We start from the raw sequence: 16,487 nt of genomic DNA on the forward strand, positions 1-16,487 counted from the left end.
CCGGATCCTCGCCGCCCGCACCCGCCCCGACGGACGGTTCGTCCTGCTGGGCGACATAAACGACACGCCCGACTCGCCCACGCTCGCGCTCGCGCTCGCGCTCGAGGAGGCCCTCACACACCCGCTGGAGACCCGCCCGCCCAAGGCCGACGTGCCGCCTCCGTCGGCGTCGGGGTCCTGGACGGTCCTGGACGCACCGGTTCAAGAAGTCGGGCGAGGACGCGCGGTACGAGCTCGGCTCGGACCACGGCCCCGCCTGGGTGGTCCTCGACTTCTGACCGGCCGGCCGCCCGCCCACCGGATGGCTCTGCTTGGCACCACGCGGTGCCAAGCAGAGCCATTTCACGCGCACAGCGGCACAGCAACACCGATGACGCCACCCTTACCCAGATCGCCGCCACTGCATTTTCGCAGGTCAGAAGGGTCGCACACAGAGGTGGCCCCCACAGGGAGCCCCCAGGCTTGCGCATGGCGCCATCGTGGTGCCATGATGACGTCATGGACCTCACGCCGTACATCGACACCCTCCGCCGCGAACTCGCGGTGGCCGCCGAAGCCGGCGGCGACGAAGCACGCGAGCTGGCCGAGCGGCTCACCGCCCCCCTGGAGTCGGCGACCCGGCTGACCATGCTGAACGTGCTCTCCGCCGCGATGGACGAGATCACCCGCGAACTTGCCCCCGGCTCGGTCGACGTACGGCTGCGGGGGCTCGACCCCGACTTCGTGGTGACGCTCCCGCCCACCGGCGGCAGCCACACGGAGCCGACCGCACCCGTCGAGCCACTGACGGCGCCGGCACCCGGCGACGGCGACGAGGGCGGCACCGCCCGCGTCAACCTGCGGCTGCCGGCCCACCTCAAGGCACGCGCCGAGGAGGCCGCGGGCCGCGAGGGCCTGTCGGTCAACGCGTGGCTGGTGCGGGCCGTGTCGGCCGCCGTCGAGGGCGGCAGCCGGCCGCGCACGCCCGAGAAGACCCAGATCGGACAGAGCTTCACGGGCTGGGTCCGCTAGCCGCGCCTCCGCCCGCGCCACTCCGCCCGCACCGCTCCACCCGCACCACCTCACCCACACCACGTCCCACCAGCGGGGACGCCCTGAAGACCCAAGAGGACGGGACAGCCATGCCTTCTTTCGACACTCCCGAACCGATCTCGGTCACCGCGCACGTGGAGGCCGGTTCCATCCAGTTCACCGCGGGCGACCGCCTCGACACCGTGGTCGAGGTGCGGCCCCGCGACCCGAAGAAGGACCTGGACGTACGGGCGGCAGGCCAGACCGAGATCACCTGCGCGGGCGGCGTACTGACCGTCAGGACGCCCAAGACGCGCTACCTCGTCGGCCGCACCGGCACCGTCGACGTGACGGTCGAGCTGCCCACGGGTTCGCGCGTCGACATGACCGGCGCCTGGGCCCAGGTGCTCGGCGAGGGCCGGCTCGGCGAGGTCCGCGTGAAGACCTCCTCCGGCGACACCCGCTTCGACACGACCGGCCCGCTGAACCTGGTGGCGTCGCACGGCTCGATCACCGTGGACCGGGTCGAGGGGGCGGCCGAGATCACCACCAGCACCGGCAGCGTGAGCGTCGGCCTCCTCGACGGCCCCGCCGTCCTGAAGAACTCGCACGGGACCACGACCGTCGGCGCCGCGACCGGCGAGCTGCGGGTGCGCAACGCCAACGGTGACATCCAGATCCGGCGCGCCGAGGACTCGGTCATCGCCACCACCGCCCACGGCACGCTGCGCGTGGGGGAAGTGGTCCGCGGAGAGGTCCAGCTGGAGACCAGCTACGGCGCCATCGACGTCGGCGTGCGCGAGGGCACGGCCGCCTGGCTCGACGTCAGCTCGAACTCCGGCCAGGTCCGCAACACGCTCACGGCGTCCGAAAGCCCGGAACAGGCCGAGGACACCGTCAAGATCCGCGCCCGCACCCGGTACGGCAACATCGACGTCCGCCGCGCCAAGGCCTGACCCGCCCGCTCCCCCCATCCCTTACTCCCCCCCAACCACTCCAGCCCCGAACGGGAGGGCCCCATGCCTTCTTCTGTCATGCCCACCTCAAGGCGGGGTGACGGCCTGCCGTCTCCGGCCGCCGCCGTCTCCGCCGTCGGTCTGCGCAAGTCGTACGGGGACAAGACCGTCCTCGACGGCATCGACCTGCACATCCCCGCCGGGTCCGTGTTCGCGCTGCTCGGCCCGAACGGCGCCGGCAAGACCACTGCCGTGAAGATCCTCTCCACCCTCGTCTCGGCCGACGGCGGACAGGCCCAGGTCGCGGGCCACGACGTCGCCACGTCCCCGCACGGGGTGCGGGCGGCGATCGGCGTCACCGGGCAGTTCTCCGCCGTCGACGGGCTGATCACCGGCGAGGAGAACATGCTCCTCATGGCGGACCTGCACCACCTGTCCAAGCGCGAGGGACGCCGGGTCGCCGCCGCACTGCTCGAGCGGTTCGACCTCGTCGACGCCGCCGGGAAGCCCGCGCAGAGCTACTCCGGCGGCATGAAGCGCCGCCTCGACATCGCCATGACCCTCGTCGGCTCACCGCGCATCATCTTCCTGGACGAGCCGACCACCGGCCTCGACCCGCGCAGCCGCCACAACATGTGGCAGATCATCCGCGAGCTCGTCTCCGACGGCGTCACCGTCTTCCTCACCACGCAGTACCTGGAGGAGGCCGACGAGCTCGCCGACCGCATCGCCGTGCTGAACGACGGCAGGATCGCCGCCGAGGGCACCGCCGAGGAGCTCAAGCGGCTCGTCCCCGGCGGACACGTCCGGCTCCGCTTCACCGACCCGGCCGCCTACCGCTCCGCGGCCTCCGCGCTGCGCGACGCCACCCGGGACGACGAGGCGCTGGCGTTGCAGATCCCCAGCGACGGCAGCCAGCGCGAGCTGCGCTCCATCCTCGACCGGCTGGACGCGGCCGGCATCGAGGCGGACGAGCTGACCGTGCACACGCCCGACCTCGACGACGTGTTCTTCGCCCTGACCGGCTCCGCGGTTCCGGGCCGGCCCGACCAGCGCAAGGAAGATGCCCGATGAGCTCCCTCTCCCTCGCCGTGCGCGACTCGTCCACGATGCTGCGGCGGAACCTGCTGCACGCGCGGCGCTACCCGTCCCTCACACTGAACCTGCTGCTCACGCCGGTGATGCTGCTGCTGCTCTTCGTCTACATCTTCGGCGACGTGATGAGCGCCGGCATCGGGGACGGCGGGGCGGACCGGTCCGAGTACATCGCGTACCTCGTCCCCGGCATCCTGATGCTGACCATCGGCGGCACCACGATCGGCAGCGCGGTGTCCGTCTCCAACGACATGACCGAGGGCATCATCGCCCGCTTCCGCACGATGGCGATCCACCGCGGTTCCGTGCTCGTCGGACACGTCATCGGCAGCGTGCTGCAGTGCGTGATGAGCGTGCTGCTCGTCGGTGCCGTCGCGGTGGCCATCGGGTTTCGGTCCGTGGACGCCACCGCCCTGGAGTGGATCCTGGCGGTGGGCCTGCTGACGCTCGTGTCCCTGGCGCTCACCTGGATCGCCGTCGGCATGGGCCTGTCCAGCCCGAACGCCGAGGCGGCCAGCAACAACGCCATGCCGCTGATGGTCCTGCCGCTGATCTCCAGCGCCTTCGTGCCGGTCGACGCGATGCCGGGCTGGTTCCGGCCCATCGCCGAGTACCAGCCGTTCACCCCGGCCATCGAGACCCTGCGCGGGCTGCTGCTCGGCACCGGGATCGGCCACAACGGGTGGCTGGCCGTGGCCTGGTGCCTGGGACTGGCCGTGCTCGGCTACCTCTGGTCCACGTCGCTGTTCAACCGCGACCCGAAGTAGGGGTCAAGACAGCGCACCCCCGCCCCCGGACGGCCGGGGCGGGGGTGCGGTGCGTGGTGCGGCGGCGGATCAGGCCACCGGGACCGGGAAGGTCGGGTACTCGACCCCGGAGACGTGCTGGACGACCCGGATGACCTGGCAGGAGTAGCCGAACTCGTTGTCGTACCAGAGGTACAGGATGGCGTTGTCGCCGTCGACCTTGGTGGCGCCGGCGTCGACGATCGAGGCGTGGCGCGAGCCGACGAAGTCCATGGAGACGGCGTCGGGCGCGGTGGTGAAGTCGATCTGGCGCTTGAGCGGCGAGTGCAGCGAGACGTCGCGGAGGTAGTCCAGGACCTCTTCGCGGGTGGTCTCGCGGCCCAGGCGCAGGCTCAGGATGGCGATCGAGACGTCCGGGACGGGCACGCGGATCGAGCTGCCCGTGATCGGCGCCTTGAGGTCGGGCAGCGCCTTCGCGACGGCGGACGCGGCACCGGTCTCGGTGATGACCATGTTGAGCGGCGCGGAACGGCCGCGACGGTCGGCCTTGTGGTAGTTGTCCAGCAGGTTCTGGTCGTTCGTGAACGAGTGGACGGTCTCCACGTGGCCGCGCAGCACGCCGTACTCGTCGTCCATGGCCTTCAGCGGCGGGACGATCGCGTTCGTGGTGCAGGAGGCGCAGGACAGGATCTGCTCGTCCGGCTTGATCGTGTCGTGGTTGACGCCGTGCACGATGTTCGGGACGTCGCCCTTGCCCGGGGCGGTCAGGACGACCTTGTCGATGCCGGGGCGCAGGTGCTTGGAGAGGCCCTCGCGGTCGCGCCACTTGCCCGTGTTGTCGATGAGGATGGCGTCCTGGATGCCGTGCACCGTGTAGTCGACCTCGGACGGGTCGTTGGCGTAGATCACCTTGATCGCGTTGCCGTTGGCGATGATCGTGCTGTTCGCCTCGTCCACGGTGATCGTGCCCTGGAACTGGCCGTGGATGGAGTCGCGGCGCAGCAGCGAGGCCCGCTTCACGATGTCCTGGTCGCCGCCCTGGCGGACGACGATGGCGCGCAGCCGCAGGCCGTTGCCGGAGCCGGCCTTCTCGATCAGCAGGCGGGCGACGAGGCGGCCGATGCGGCCGAAGCCGTAGAGGACGACGTCGCGGCCCTCGCCGCGCTCGAGCTTGTTCGCACCCGTGGCTCCGACGACCGCCTCGGCGGTGAAATCGGCGACCGACAGTCCGCGGTCGTCCGTCTTGTACGTCGCGGCCAGCATGCCGATGTCGATCTGCGAGGGACCGAGGTCGAGGGCGGCGAGGGCCTCGAGGAAGGGCATCGTCTCGGTGACGGACAGCTCCTCGCCGGCGATCTGCCGGGCGAAGCGGTGCGCCTTGAGGATGCTCACCACCGATTTGTTCACCAAGGAGCGGCTGTGAAGCAGGACGGTGACGTCCCGCTCCCGGTGCAGCTTCCCGATGATCGGGATCATCGACTCCGCGATCTCCTCGCGGTTCTTCCAGTTGGTGAACGAGTCGTCATTGACAGTCACAGGTTTATCTTTCGAGCTAGGCGGCGCTCATATGCTAACCCGTCCCCCGTTTGGCCCATCAAGCGGGGGAGGTCGAACGCCTCGGCCAGCAGTTCGTACGAGCGCTGCCGGTCGGCCGGGTCGGGCGTCAGGGTGTTGATGATCAGCTCGTCCACCCCGTGCGCCGAGGCCAGTGCCGTGAGCGCGGCGTGCACCTGCTCGGGCGCCCCGGAGACCAGGGCCGTCCGGTGCACCTTGGCCCGCTCCAGCTCCGCGCCGGTCCAGCGGTGGCGGCGGGTGGTCTCGTACGAGGGCAGCGGACGGTCGTGGCCGAGGTCCTTGCGGGCCCGCCACAGCAGCAGGCTCTGTGCCAGTTCCTCGGCGCGGCCGGCGCTGTCCGCGGTCACCACGCGCACGGCGAGCGCGCCGCCCGCCCGGTGCCCGGTGGCGGCCGTGTAGGCGGTGCGGTAGTCCTCGAACGCCGCCGGGCCGCCGGCCGGGGAGAAGAAGTGCCCGAAGGCGAACTCGGTGCCGAGGCGTCCGGCGAGGCGGGCCGATTCGCGTCCCGCTCCCAGCAGCCACATCTGCGGCGGGACCGGCGGGTGCGGGACGACGCCGCCGTCGGCCAGGAGCGAGCGCAGGTCCGCCAGCCGCTGGGGGAAGTCGTGCGCGGGGCCGCCGGCCCGGCCGATCCCGAGGTCGACGCGTCCCGGGTGGAGGGAGGCCAGTACGCCGAAGACCTCGGCGACCTTCACAGGGTGGTAGCGGGGCAGCAGCACCCCGCCCGTGCCGACCCGCATCCGCGAGGTGTGCGCCAGTACGGCGCCCGCGAGGATCTCCGGCGCGCTGCCCCCGAAGCCCGGGGAACCGTGGTGTTCGGCGACCCAGTAGCGGGTGTAGCCGAGGTCTTCCGCGGCGCGGGCGAGGTCCACGGAGGCGCGCACCGCCTGGTCCGGCGTGTGGTCCTCGCCGACCGGCGTCTGGTCCAGTACGGACAGTCGGGGGTTGGTCATCGTGCGTCGCCTTTCAGTGCTGGTGGGCCGGGAGGCCGGAGGCGCCGGCCATGGTCGCGGGCACGATCCTGAAGTCCCGCTGGAAGACCAGGTTGTGCAGGTCGGCGGCGGCGATGGCGCGCAGCGTGGGCAGTTCGGCGGCGGCCTGGGCGTCGTCGAAGACGTTCAGCGGCCACTCGGAGACGGTGGCCCCGCGCAGGTGGGGGTGGTGGAAGGAGGCGCCGTAGTGCGCGTACAGCGTGACCGGCGGAATGTCGGCGGTCGACTGCTCGTCCCACCACAGGGTCCAGGCGTGGAAGAGGCTGCCGTCCCCGGCGCGCTCGACGCCGGTGGCGTCCACCACTCCCTGCCCGAGGAGGAGTTCGTCGTTGAGCTCGTTCAGGGCCTGGCGGGCGTACGGGTCCAGCAGGCGCGCGGCGGTACGGAAGTGCTCCTCCTTGCCGGGGCGGGTCGCCGCGTCGCCGTGGACGCCGTCGCGCAGGTCGGCGAAGTGCCGCAGCAGGGCGTCGAGGTTGGGGACCTGGGAGGTGGGGTGGACGGGGGTGGTGGTCATGCCGGCTCCGTTGTCTCGTCGGTCGCGTCGGTCTCGTCTGGGCGTTCGGTGGTGAGCAGGTGCAGGGCCAGTCCGAGCCAGCCCCGCAGGGTGACGGGGCTGTGCGGGCCGGGGCCGGCCGGGCTCCGGGCCGGTTGCAGGAAGGCTCCGTGGCCGGTCTGGCGGAACTCGCGCAGGGCGACCTCCACTCCGGCCGCACGCAGGAGGCGTGCGTAGTGGTGGACGTCGTCGCCGACGGGGTCGAGATCGCCCGTGGCGAGGACGGCCGGGGCGAGTCCGCGCAGGTCGGCCGCCTCGAAGGGGGTGCTGTGGAGGCGGGTGCCGTCGGCCGCGCGGGGCCGGCCGGGGGCCTGGTAGGACCGCCAGGCCGAGACCAGGTAGGGCGCGGTCGGGAACATGTCGGGGAAGCGGTGGTACGAGGCCGCGGTGCAGCCGGGGTCCAGCGGCGGGTACGCGAGTACCTGGGCCGCCAGGGGGAGGCCGCGGTCGCGGCTGGCGAGTGCGGCGCAGGCGGCCAGGGTGCCTCCCGCGCTGTCTCCTCCGGCGGCGACGGGAACGGCGCCCCCGGCCCGTTCCCGGGCCCAGTCGAGCGCGGACAGGACGTCCTCGACCATGGCCGGGTGGCGGACCTCGGGGGCCAGCCGGTAGTCGACGCTCACGACGCCGAAGCCGGAGAACCGGGCGAGTTCGGCGGTCGCGCCGTGCCAGTCCTGGGCGGAGCCGGCGCGCCAGCTGCCGCCGTGGGCCCACACCAGCCAGCCGTGCGGTGCCGCCGCCCCCGGCCGGTACACCCTGGCGGGGACCGGGCCGGACGGGGAGGGGATGCGGACGTGCTCCCAGCGGACCGCGGCACGGTTCGTTCCGGCGGCCGAGTGGGTGGGTGTTGCCATCGGGGTTCCTTCCCTCCGTGCCTGGGGCCAACGTTCGCCGCCGCGGCAGGGCTGTCACAAGGCGGAGTTGCCTTAGTTGCCGGGCTGGGCCTGCTTGTTGCGGAGGAAGAGGACGGTGGTCAGCGTCCCGATCACGACGATCGCCGTGTTCACGATGACCGCGGTCGTGATCCCCGCATGGATGTCCGTGTTCGCCGCGACGACCGCCGACATGATCGGCGTACCCATCGTGATACCGATCTGCTGCGTCATCGTCGCCAGACCCGTCGCCATACCCTGCTCGTGATCCGGCAGCCCCGTCGTCGCCGTCACCATGAACCCGACGATCACCAGCATGTTCCCCACACCACCAGCGAACGTCGCAACCAACAGCAGCCACATACTCGACGACGTCTCACCCAAAGCCACCAGACTCAACGTCGCCACCGCCTGCAGCACACCACCAATCACCAACGTCGACCGCGTACTCGTCGCCCCGATCACCCGAGGCGCCACCGAACCACCGATCACCGTGCCCACACCCAGCACACCGAACGACAACCCCGCCGCCAACGGCGAGAAGTCCAGCACCTCCTGCAGATACAACGTCATCAAGAACACCAGACTGGTCTCCGTCAGGAACGCGACCACACCCGCCACGTTCCCCCACGCCACCGTCCTCTTCTTCAGCACACTCACCGGCACCAACGGACTCGCCGTCTTCGCCTCGATCACATAGAACGCCACCAGCAGCACCACACCCGCCACCAGCCAGCCCAGCGCCGAACCCGAACCCCAACCACGCTCACCCGCCTGCGTCAGACCGTAAATCAACGCCAGCAGACCCAAAGTGACAGCAGTCGCACCAGGCAGATCCAGCTTCGGACGAACACCCGGACGAGACTCCTTGATCACCGCAGGAGCAATCAGCAACACCGCGAGCGCCACCGGCACATTGATGAAGAACGCCCACCGCCACGACAGCAGATCCGTCAGAACACCACCCAAAATCGCCCCCGTCGTGAACCCCGCCGACATCAGCGCACCATTCAGACCCAGAGCCTTCTGACGCAACGGACCCTCAGGAAACGACGTCGTCAACAGGGACAGACCCGCCGGCGTCACCGCCGCCGTCGCCAGACCCTGAAACACCCGCGCCACGATCAGCATCTCCGGACTCGTCGCAAGCCCACCCACCAAAGACGACAGACCCAGCACCGCCAAACCCACCAGGAACAACCGCCGCCGCCCGAACAGATCCGCGACCCGCCCGAACAACAACGTGAAACCCGCCGCACACAAAGCGAACGACGTCGCGATCCACTGCAGATTCGACAACGAGAAACCAAGCCCGTCACCGATCACCGGCAACGCCACATTCAGAATCGAGAAATCAACCGCCAGCATGAACTGCGCCACCAGCAGCACCACAAGCACCAGCTTCAGACGGCCATCCAGACGGACCCGCCCCCCGGCACCTCCCCCCTCCCCTGAACCCGCGTCAACACGCGCTCCCTCGACAACCGACATCGCCATACGTCCTTTCCATCACAACGGAGGCCTTCTGCGTCGAAGGCCGGTACTTGCCGGGGAAGCCGGCTCAGGCAGGGGTCTGCGCCGAGGCACGGCGCCGTAGTTCTTCCGACAGTTCCTGCCAGTCCCGCGCGCACTGGGCGGCCGCGGCGGCCGCCGTCTCGGCGCGGTACGGGGGTATCGCGGCGACGATCCGCTCCCACTGGCGCAGTCCGCTCACCTGGAGGTCGAGCATGCGCAGCAGGAGCCTGCCCGCTTCGCTCAGCCTGAGCAGGGGGTCCTTGCAGAGGCTGGTGACCAGTGCGGGCAGTGGCTGCCCGCGGCCCCGGGCGGGCACCGCGGCCGGCGGCGGGGCAGGGCCGTTGCCGGCGCGCCGCTGGACGGCGGGCACGGGATCCGCGCCCTCGCCGATCCTGCGCCGGACGTCCCGTACGGTCGAGGGCGCGATGCCCGCTTCCCGCGCGATCTGCCGCAGGGAGGCCGTGGGGCGTCCGGCGAGCAGCCGGGCCGCGGCCTCCCTGCCGCGTACGGGGTCGGCCGGCCTTGTGCGGCCGTCCTGGCCGACGCGGCCCGGGGGGCCGGGCGCGGGACCGGCGCGGCGTCGCAGTGCCCCGACGGTCTTGGCCGCCAGTCCGGTGCGCTGCGCGATGCCGCGATCGGACCAGTCCGGGTGGGACCGCAGGATCCGTAACGCCGCGGCCGTCCGCTCGCCGTGCGTGAGCGGGAGGCCGTGGCTGATGTTGGCCTCGACGGCGAGGACGAAGGCGTCCTCGGGGCTCCCGTCGAAGTACGTGACCGCCACCGTGTCGTGCCCGCGCAGTTCGGCGGCCCGCAGCCGGTGCGTTCCGTCGATGATCCGCATGGTGCCGCGGTGCACGAGCAGCGGGGGCAGCGACCGGCCGGAGTGGGCGAGGCCTTGGGCGTGGCTCTCGTCCACGCGGACGACCCGTGGAGAGTCCGCGGAGAGCAGCGCGCCGACCGGCACCTCGACGACGCTGTCGGAGGTGCTCGCCGCGCTCCTCGCATCGGGCTTGCCCATGGTGTTCACCTCCCTTCGTGCACTCGGTGTTTCGGCTGCCGGTCCGTCGCCGGCCTCGGGGAAGAAATTACGTAACTACCGTTCGGTAACCCAGCTGGCGGCCGAACTCCGTTGAGATTTGGGCAACTTGGCGAAGTAGCCGCCTTGCGGGGTGGGCGACCGCGGAGAATCCCCGGTCGCCCACCGGGCGGCCCTCACACCCCGGCCAGTTCCTCCGCGCGCACGAACTCCCTCAGCCAGGCAAGGAATCCGGGCCCCAGGTCCTCGCGCTCACAGGCGAGCCTGACCGTCGCGCGCAGGTACTCGGCACGGTCCCCGGTGTCGTAGCGCCGGCCGGAGAAGACGACTCCGTGCACCGGCCGGCCCGCCTGGAGGAGGGTGCGCAGCGCGTCCGTCAGCTGGATCTCCCCGCCGCGTCCGGGGCTCGTGCCCCGCAGGACCTCGAAGATCTCGGGATCGAGGAGGTAGCGGCCGATGATGGCGAGGTTGCTGGGCGCGGTGCCGGGTTCGGGCTTCTCGACCAGATCGGTGATGCGTACGCCCCCGGCGCCCGAAGACCCCTCCACGGCGGCGCATCCGTACTGGTGGATCGCGTCCGGATCCACCTCCATGAGGGCGACGACGCTGCCGCCGTGCTGCGCGCGGACCTCGGCCATGCGGGCCAGCAGCGGGTCCCGGGGGTCGATCAGGTCATCGGCCAGGAGCACGGCGAACGGCTCCCGGCCGACGTGCGGGGCGGCGCAGAGCACGGCGTGGCCGAGCCCCTTGGGGTCCCGCTGGCGCACGTAGTGGATGTCGGCGAGCTCGGTGGAGGCGCAGACGCTGTCGAGCTTGTCCTGGTCGCCGCGGCGCTGGAGGGCTTCCTCCAGCTCGTAGTTGCGGTCGAAGTGGTCCTCGAGCGGGTGAGGGGCCCCGCGTTTTCCGGACAGCTGCTAATTAGCAAATTCAGGCTGCGAGCTGCTGGTTCAGGTACTCGTCGTGGACCTCTCGTGGGGTCCGGTACCCGAGTCCCGAGTGACGGCGCTTCGTATTGTAGCGGACCTCTATGTAGCGGGCGATGTCGCGGTAGGCGTGTTCTCGGGTGGGGTATACGGTCCGGTGGACACGTTCATTTTTCAGGGTCGCGAAGAATGATTCCGCCATGGCATTGTCGTAGCAGATCCCGGTCCGGCCAACGGATTGCCGGATTCTTAGCCCGGTCAGTGTATTGGCGAACTGGGTCGAGGTGTAATTGCTGCCGCGGTCCGAGTGAAAGATGGCGTCTTCGGCGAGTGGGTGGTTGCGTGCTGCCATTTTGATGGCTGCTTCGATAAGTGGGGTCTTGTAGTTGTCGTCCATGGCCCACCCGATGACGGCTTTGGTGTGGCAGTCGATGACGGTGGCGAGGAATACCCAGCCTTCCCAGGTTGGAATGTATGTGATGTCGCCGACCATTTTGCGGCCGGGTGCGTCGGCGGTGAAGTCGCGGTTCACGAGGTCAGGGATCGGGCCGGCGGAGCCGTCGTTCTCGGTGAGGCTGTGGCGCCACGGTCGTGGCTGACACGCCTGGAGGTCCAGTTCCCGCATGAGGTCACGCACGAGCTCGGGTCCGCAGGGGACGCCCCACGCGGACAGGTCGGCGTGGACCCGACGGTAGCCGTAGGTTTCGTCAGAATCCTCGAACGACTTGGTGATCAGCAATTTCAGATCCTCCCGTCGCCGGGCAGTCGCTGAAATCGGCCTGCTCCGCCATTCGTAGAAGCCGGAGCGGGATACTTCCAGCCAGTCGCACATCTTGGCAACCGGCACCGTGTCTTCAGTGTTCGTGGTAAATATTGCGTACTCTGCATCGATGAACTCGAACTTGTCGCTCACCGAGGGTCCTTGGCGAAGTACGCTGCAACTTTTTCCAGGAAAGCGACTTTCTGTCGCAGCTCGCGCAATTCTCGTTCCTGCTCCCGCAGGCGGGCGCGCTCGTCGAGCGTGAGTTCCGGCTCCTCGCCATCATGCTCACGACGGTATGCGTTGACCCAGTTTCCCAGAGTTCCTTCAACGAGTCCGAGTTCCCGGGCGACCTGGGCGACCGGACGCGACGTCTCGATCACCATCTTCACGGCCTCTTCCCGATACTCCGGGCTAAATTTCCTGCGTTTCTGCGACAACCGACTTCCCTTTCCGAGTGGTCCCACCGTAGTGGGACCACTGTCCGGAAGGTTCGGGGCGCCTCAGGGCGCTTGTTGCGCCCCGTGACCATGAGGATGTCGGACATCCCCGCCGCGACCGCCTCTTCCACCACGTACTGGATGGCCGGCTTGTCGACCACCGGCAGCATTTCCTTGGGGGTGGCCTTGGTCAGCGGGAGGAAGCGTGTTCCGAGTCCCGCAGCGGGGATGACTGCCTTGGTTATCCGATGAGGTGTGGAATTCATGCCGCTGACGCTAGAGCGCTCCGCACGTCATTGGCTTCAATTCCACTTCCTTTGAGCCTACTTGGGCAATTCCGTTTCGGCCGGAGTCGCCGCGATACCCCGCCGGACGAGCCGCCACAGCTCTCTGAGCTCGGCGACGACGGCCCCGCGGCTGCCGCCCGTCCGGCCGCGGCGCGCCCGTACGACGACCCCTCCCACCAGATGCGCCGTCAGCAGCGCGGCGGGGCGCGGGCCGACCTCGGGGCTCAACTGCCCCTCCTCTGCGGCCTGCTCGAGGAGCTCCGTGACCTCCGGATACCAGCAGCTGCACCAGGCGGGACCTGCACCGACGCGCTCCTGGGTGAGTCTGGCGGCGGCGCGCACGACCGCATCGTCCTCGATCAGGCAGCCCAGTTCGAGAACGAGCGCGGAGACCGTGTCGAGGGCCGGACCTCCGCGGGCCGTGACGTCCTCGACCACCCTGCGGGTCGCCTCGCGCCCCGAGTCCTCGACGGCCGAGGCCAGTTCCCCCTTCGCGGAGAAGTGAAAGGTGAGCGCTCCGATGGATATCCCTGCGGATCTGCTCAGCCGGGATAATGACGTCCCGTCATATCCATTGCGGTCGAATTCTGCGGCGGCCACCGATATCAGGTGATTACGGGTGCGCACGCCGCGCTCTTGCTTTACCACTGCACCATCACTGCCATCCGGGTCGTTCCTGACTCACCAGTACATCCTGCCTCGGGATGGCGACCTCCAGCGTCGCCCCGCATGCCGGCCGCGCACAACGCCGACTTGACGAAGAAGCACCCGCCCCCCTCCACCGCCGTCCCCCGCGACGGAGCCCGGCTACCAACGTGCCCAAGTCGCGGGAAGGGCGCCACTCTTACGCTAGAAAAAAAACGAACGTTCTGTACTCTGATGGTACCTACGACGCACGCCGGCGTCCGCAGCGAAGGGGGAGACAGATGACGGCACACACGAGGACCAGAGCTCTGGCTGCCGGGGACACCACCCTGGACGAGTTCACCGAGCGCCTCTTCGGCCACTTACCGAGAGCCGACCAACGCCGTTGGGCCCGGGTCTACTTGCAGGGACTGCTCACCACTCCGGGCAAGAAGTCGGTACGCCGGCTCGCCGCTTCCGTGACCGAGTCCCCCACCGCCTCCCAGTCCTTGCAGCAGTTCATCAACGCGAGCCCGTGGGAATGGGATCCGGCCCGCACCGAACTGCTCCGCTGGGTGGAGGAGCGCCACACGGTTCACGCCTGGACGATCGGGCAGGCGGCCTTCCCCAAGCGCGGTGAGCACTCGGTGGGCGTGCACCGCCGCTTCGACCCGGCCGCCGGACGCATCGTCAACTGCCAGTACGGATATGGACTGTTCCTGTCCTTGGGCGGTACGAACATGCCCGTCGACTGGCGGCTGGTCCTCCCCGAGCACTGGTCGGCGGACCCCGCCCTGCGCCGCCGGGCGCGCATCTCACCGGAGGTCGCGCACCAGAGCCCGGAATCCCTCGTCCTCGAGCTCATCGACTCGATCGCCGCCCGCACCTCGTCGGTGCGCGCCCCCGTGATCGCCGACTTCAGCCGCCTGAACGGCGCCGCCGCACTGATCGGCATGCTCGGCCGCCGGGGCCACGACTTCCTGGTCTCCGTCCCGCCGACCCTCACGGTCAGCCCGGCCGGTCCGGTGCATGCCCCGGCCCACGGCGCGGAGCCGGCGCGGATGCCCGTGCCGACGCCCGTGCGGGCACCGGCGCGCATGCCGGGCGGGATGTCGGTGCGTACGACCACCGCGGGTGACTTCGCGCGCCTGGGGAACACCAGCCATCCGTACGCCGCGCGGCTGAGCGGCCCCGACGCGCGTCCGCAGCGGCTGCGCATCCACTCGGGGCTGGTCCGGGTTCCCGGCGGCGAGACCGGGGTCCCCGGGGCGCAGCAGACCTACCGCCTGTTCGGCGAACGGCGTCCGGGGCCGGGGGTCCGGGGCGGTCCGGTCTGGCTCACCAACATGAGCCGCCACCGGATGGACGACCTGCTGTTCCTGGTGCGGCAGTCGGCGCAGACCTCGGCGGTGCTGGGCACACTGGCCGACGAGTTCGGTCTCCTCGACTTCGAAGGCCGTTCCTTCCCCGGGTGGCACCACCACATGACGCTGATGTCGGCGGCGTTCGCGTACAAGGCCGAGGCGGTGGCCGGGCCGGCGGGACGGGAGCGCGTGGCTTGACGGGGCCTTTCCCGGGTGCGGGCCCGGGTGCGGGCCGCCTCGGCCGGAAGGCGCGGCGGGGGCTGCGGACAGCCCCCGCCGCCTCCCCCAGATCAGGCCCGGATCAGGCCCAGCACCTCGTCGCGGACCTTCGCCAGCGTCACCTCGTCACGAGCCTCCACGTTCAAACGCAGCAACGGCTCCGTATTCGAGGCACGCACGTTGAACCACCAGTCCTCGCCCGTCGCCGTCAGACCGTCCAGCTCATCGATCGTGACACCCCCGACACCCCCGTAGACCGCCTTCACCGCCGCCAGACGGCCCGCCTGGTCACCGACCGTCGAGTTGATCTCACCCGAACCCGCATACCGGTCGTACGAAGCCACCAGACCCGACAACGGACCGTCCTGACCGCCCAGGGCCGCCAGCACATGCAACGCGGCCAGCATCCCCGTGTCCGCGTTCCAGAAATCCTTGAAGTAATAGTGCGCCGAATGCTCACCACCGAAGATCGCACCCGTCTTCGCCATCTCCTCCTTGATGAAGGAATGCCCGACACGGGTACGGACCGGGGTGCCCCCGTTCTCACGGACCACCTCCGGCACCGACCACGACGTGATCAGGTTGTGGATCACCGTGCCGGTACCACCGTTGCGCGCCAGCTCACGCGCCGCGACCAGCGCCGTGACCGCCGACGGGGAGACGCCCCGGCCCCGCTCGTCCACGATGAAACACCGGTCCGCATCCCCGTCGAACGCGATACCCAGATCCGCGCCCTCCACCAGGACACGCGCCTGCAGATCCACGATGTTCTTCGGATCCAGCGGATTCGCCTCGTGGTTCGGGAACGTCCCGTCCAACTCGAAGTACATGGCCACCACATCCAGCGGCAGACCCTCGAACACCGTCGGAACCGTGTGACCACCCATCCCGTTGCCCGCGTCCACCACCACCTTCAGCGGACGGACCGACCCCAGGTCCACCAGCCCCTTGAGATGGGCGGCATAACCGGTCAGGGTGTCCTGCTCCGTGACCCTGCCGGGGACCGTGCCCCCCGGAACCGCCGGAGCACCCTCGACCGACCACCTCTCCACCAGCCCGCGGATCTGCGACAGACCCGTGTCCTGACCCACCGGAGCGGCACCCGCCCGGCACAGCTTGATCCCGTTGTACCGCGCGGGATTGTGCGAAGCCGTGAACATCGCACCCGGCAGACCCAGCGAACCCGACGCGTAATACAGCTGATCCGTCGAACACAGACCGATCAACGTCACATCCACACCCCGCGCCGCCGCACCCCGCGCGAAAGCAGCCGACAGACCCGGCGACGACGGCCGCATGTCATGACCGATCACGATCGCCGACGCACCCACGACCTCCACGAACGCGGCACCGAACAGCTCCGCCAACGACTCGTCCCACTCGTCCGGCACGACACCACGCACGTCATACGCCTTGACGATGTTCGAAAGGTCGGGCATGTCCACTCCTCCACGGGTGACCGGATGTGCTCCGGACGCTACCCGGCGCCCTCGCCGCCACGGCCCGCCCGCGCCCATCCCGC

The 16,487-nt window shown here is 69.9% G+C and carries 14 protein-coding genes and 2 pseudogenes; 5 read left to right on the plus strand and 11 right to left on the minus strand.

Annotated elements, in window-relative coordinates:
* The first annotated feature begins 498 nt into the window (after positions 1 to 498).
* The 4 genes from ACTVZO_RS06450 (at position 499) to ACTVZO_RS06465 (ending at position 3,829) form a co-directional block, all read left to right on the plus strand.
* The gene (locus ACTVZO_RS06450; protein WP_443297458.1) at positions 499 to 1,011 is read left to right on the plus strand and encodes a hypothetical protein; all 513 of its coding nucleotides are present in this window, start codon (positions 499 to 501) and stop codon (positions 1,009 to 1,011) included.
* 110 nt (positions 1,012 to 1,121) lie between these two features.
* Positions 1,122 to 1,967 (plus strand): DUF4097 family beta strand repeat-containing protein, encoded by an 846-nt coding sequence (locus tag ACTVZO_RS06455; protein ID WP_443297459.1) that lies wholly within the window; start codon positions 1,122 to 1,124, stop codon positions 1,965 to 1,967.
* A 63-nt stretch (positions 1,968 to 2,030) separates the two neighbouring features.
* Complete coding sequence (locus ACTVZO_RS06460; protein WP_443297460.1) at positions 2,031 to 3,041, plus strand: ATP-binding cassette domain-containing protein; 1,011 nt, start codon at positions 2,031 to 2,033, stop codon at positions 3,039 to 3,041.
* A complete protein-coding gene (locus ACTVZO_RS06465) occupies positions 3,038 to 3,829 on the plus strand; it encodes an ABC transporter permease (protein ID WP_443297461.1) in 792 nt (263 codons plus the stop codon). The genes ACTVZO_RS06460 and ACTVZO_RS06465 overlap by 4 nt, the downstream gene beginning before the upstream one ends.
* 69 nt (positions 3,830 to 3,898) lie before the next feature.
* Here the strand turns inward: ACTVZO_RS06465 and ACTVZO_RS06470 are convergent, their stop codons facing one another.
* From ACTVZO_RS06470 to ACTVZO_RS06515, 10 genes and pseudogenes are all read right to left on the minus strand, one after another.
* Complete coding sequence (locus tag ACTVZO_RS06470) at positions 3,899 to 5,344, minus strand: glyceraldehyde-3-phosphate dehydrogenase (protein WP_443297462.1); 1,446 nt, start codon at positions 5,342 to 5,344, stop codon at positions 3,899 to 3,901.
* Entirely contained in the window at positions 5,341 to 6,336 is a 996-nt protein-coding gene (locus ACTVZO_RS06475) for an MsnO8 family LLM class oxidoreductase (protein WP_443297463.1), read from the minus strand. The genes ACTVZO_RS06470 and ACTVZO_RS06475 overlap by 4 nt, the downstream gene beginning before the upstream one ends.
* Before the next feature lie 13 nt (positions 6,337 to 6,349).
* Positions 6,350 to 6,889: a hypothetical protein gene (locus ACTVZO_RS06480; RefSeq protein WP_443297464.1), complete on the minus strand. Its 540-nt coding sequence runs from the start codon at positions 6,887 to 6,889 to the stop codon at positions 6,350 to 6,352.
* Positions 6,886 to 7,779, minus strand: a complete 894-nt coding sequence (locus tag ACTVZO_RS06485; RefSeq protein ID WP_443297465.1) for an alpha/beta hydrolase — start codon at positions 7,777 to 7,779, stop codon at positions 6,886 to 6,888. Before ACTVZO_RS06485 ends, ACTVZO_RS06480 begins: the two co-directional genes overlap by 4 nt.
* A 72-nt stretch (positions 7,780 to 7,851) precedes the next feature.
* On the minus strand, positions 7,852 to 9,288 hold the full coding sequence (locus tag ACTVZO_RS06490; protein ID WP_443297466.1) for an MFS transporter: 1,437 nt from the start codon (positions 9,286 to 9,288) through the stop codon (positions 7,852 to 7,854).
* A gap of 70 nt (positions 9,289 to 9,358) precedes the next feature.
* The gene (locus ACTVZO_RS06495; RefSeq protein ID WP_443297467.1) at positions 9,359 to 10,330 is read right to left on the minus strand and encodes a ParB/RepB/Spo0J family partition protein; all 972 of its coding nucleotides are present in this window, start codon (positions 10,328 to 10,330) and stop codon (positions 9,359 to 9,361) included.
* Between the two features lie 194 nt (positions 10,331 to 10,524).
* Positions 10,525 to 11,232: pseudogene (locus ACTVZO_RS06500) on the minus strand (UTP--glucose-1-phosphate uridylyltransferase); the annotation flags it as partial.
* 43 nt (positions 11,233 to 11,275) lie between these two features.
* A protein-coding gene (locus ACTVZO_RS06505; protein ID WP_443296327.1) for an IS3 family transposase occupies positions 11,276 to 12,471 on the minus strand; the annotation gives its coding sequence in 2 pieces (ribosomal slippage) (positions 11,276 to 12,219 and positions 12,219 to 12,471; 1,197 coding nt in all).
* Between the two features lie 65 nt (positions 12,472 to 12,536).
* A pseudogene (locus tag ACTVZO_RS06510) lies at positions 12,537 to 12,737 on the minus strand (sugar phosphate nucleotidyltransferase); the annotation flags it as partial.
* Between the two features lie 57 nt (positions 12,738 to 12,794).
* Entirely contained in the window at positions 12,795 to 13,385 is a 591-nt protein-coding gene (locus ACTVZO_RS06515) for a TetR family transcriptional regulator (RefSeq protein ID WP_443297468.1), read from the minus strand.
* 299 nt (positions 13,386 to 13,684) lie between these two features.
* Between ACTVZO_RS06515 and ACTVZO_RS06520 the strand changes: the two genes are divergently transcribed.
* Positions 13,685 to 14,944, plus strand: a complete 1,260-nt coding sequence (locus tag ACTVZO_RS06520; protein ID WP_443297469.1) for an IS701 family transposase — start codon at positions 13,685 to 13,687, stop codon at positions 14,942 to 14,944.
* Between the two features lie 92 nt (positions 14,945 to 15,036).
* Here ACTVZO_RS06520 and ACTVZO_RS06525 read toward each other — a convergent pair whose 3' ends face one another.
* Positions 15,037 to 16,404, minus strand: coding sequence for a phosphomannomutase/phosphoglucomutase (locus ACTVZO_RS06525; RefSeq protein ID WP_443297470.1), 1,368 nt, complete (start codon positions 16,402 to 16,404; stop codon positions 15,037 to 15,039).
* Positions 16,405 to 16,487: the final 83 nt, after the last annotated feature.

The organism is Streptomyces sp. IBSNAI002 (assembly GCF_052244475.1).
Taxonomy (GTDB): domain Bacteria; phylum Actinomycetota; class Actinomycetes; order Streptomycetales; family Streptomycetaceae; genus Streptomyces.

Bases quoted from the DNA above. Each gene is read 5' to 3' on its own strand.
- ACTVZO_RS06450 (WP_443297458.1), top strand. From the start codon at position 499: ATGGACCTCACGCCGTACATCGACACCCTCCGCCGCGAACTCGCGGTG.
- ACTVZO_RS06455 (WP_443297459.1), top strand. From the start codon at position 1,122: ATGCCTTCTTTCGACACTCCCGAACCGATCTCGGTCACCGCGCACGTG.
- ACTVZO_RS06460 (WP_443297460.1), top strand. From the start codon at position 2,031: ATGCCTTCTTCTGTCATGCCCACCTCAAGGCGGGGTGACGGCCTGCCG.
- ACTVZO_RS06465 (WP_443297461.1), top strand. From the start codon at position 3,038: ATGAGCTCCCTCTCCCTCGCCGTGCGCGACTCGTCCACGATGCTGCGG.
- ACTVZO_RS06475 (WP_443297463.1), bottom strand. From the start codon at position 6,336: ATGACCAACCCCCGACTGTCCGTACTGGACCAGACGCCGGTCGGCGAG.
- ACTVZO_RS06480 (WP_443297464.1), bottom strand. From the start codon at position 6,889: ATGACCACCACCCCCGTCCACCCCACCTCCCAGGTCCCCAACCTCGAC.
- ACTVZO_RS06485 (WP_443297465.1), bottom strand. From the start codon at position 7,779: ATGGCAACACCCACCCACTCGGCCGCCGGAACGAACCGTGCCGCGGTC.
- ACTVZO_RS06490 (WP_443297466.1), bottom strand. From the start codon at position 9,288: ATGTCGGTTGTCGAGGGAGCGCGTGTTGACGCGGGTTCAGGGGAGGGG.
- ACTVZO_RS06495 (WP_443297467.1), bottom strand. From the start codon at position 10,330: ATGGGCAAGCCCGATGCGAGGAGCGCGGCGAGCACCTCCGACAGCGTC.
- ACTVZO_RS06520 (WP_443297469.1), top strand. From the start codon at position 13,685: ATGACGGCACACACGAGGACCAGAGCTCTGGCTGCCGGGGACACCACC.
- ACTVZO_RS06525 (WP_443297470.1), bottom strand. From the start codon at position 16,404: ATGCCCGACCTTTCGAACATCGTCAAGGCGTATGACGTGCGTGGTGTC.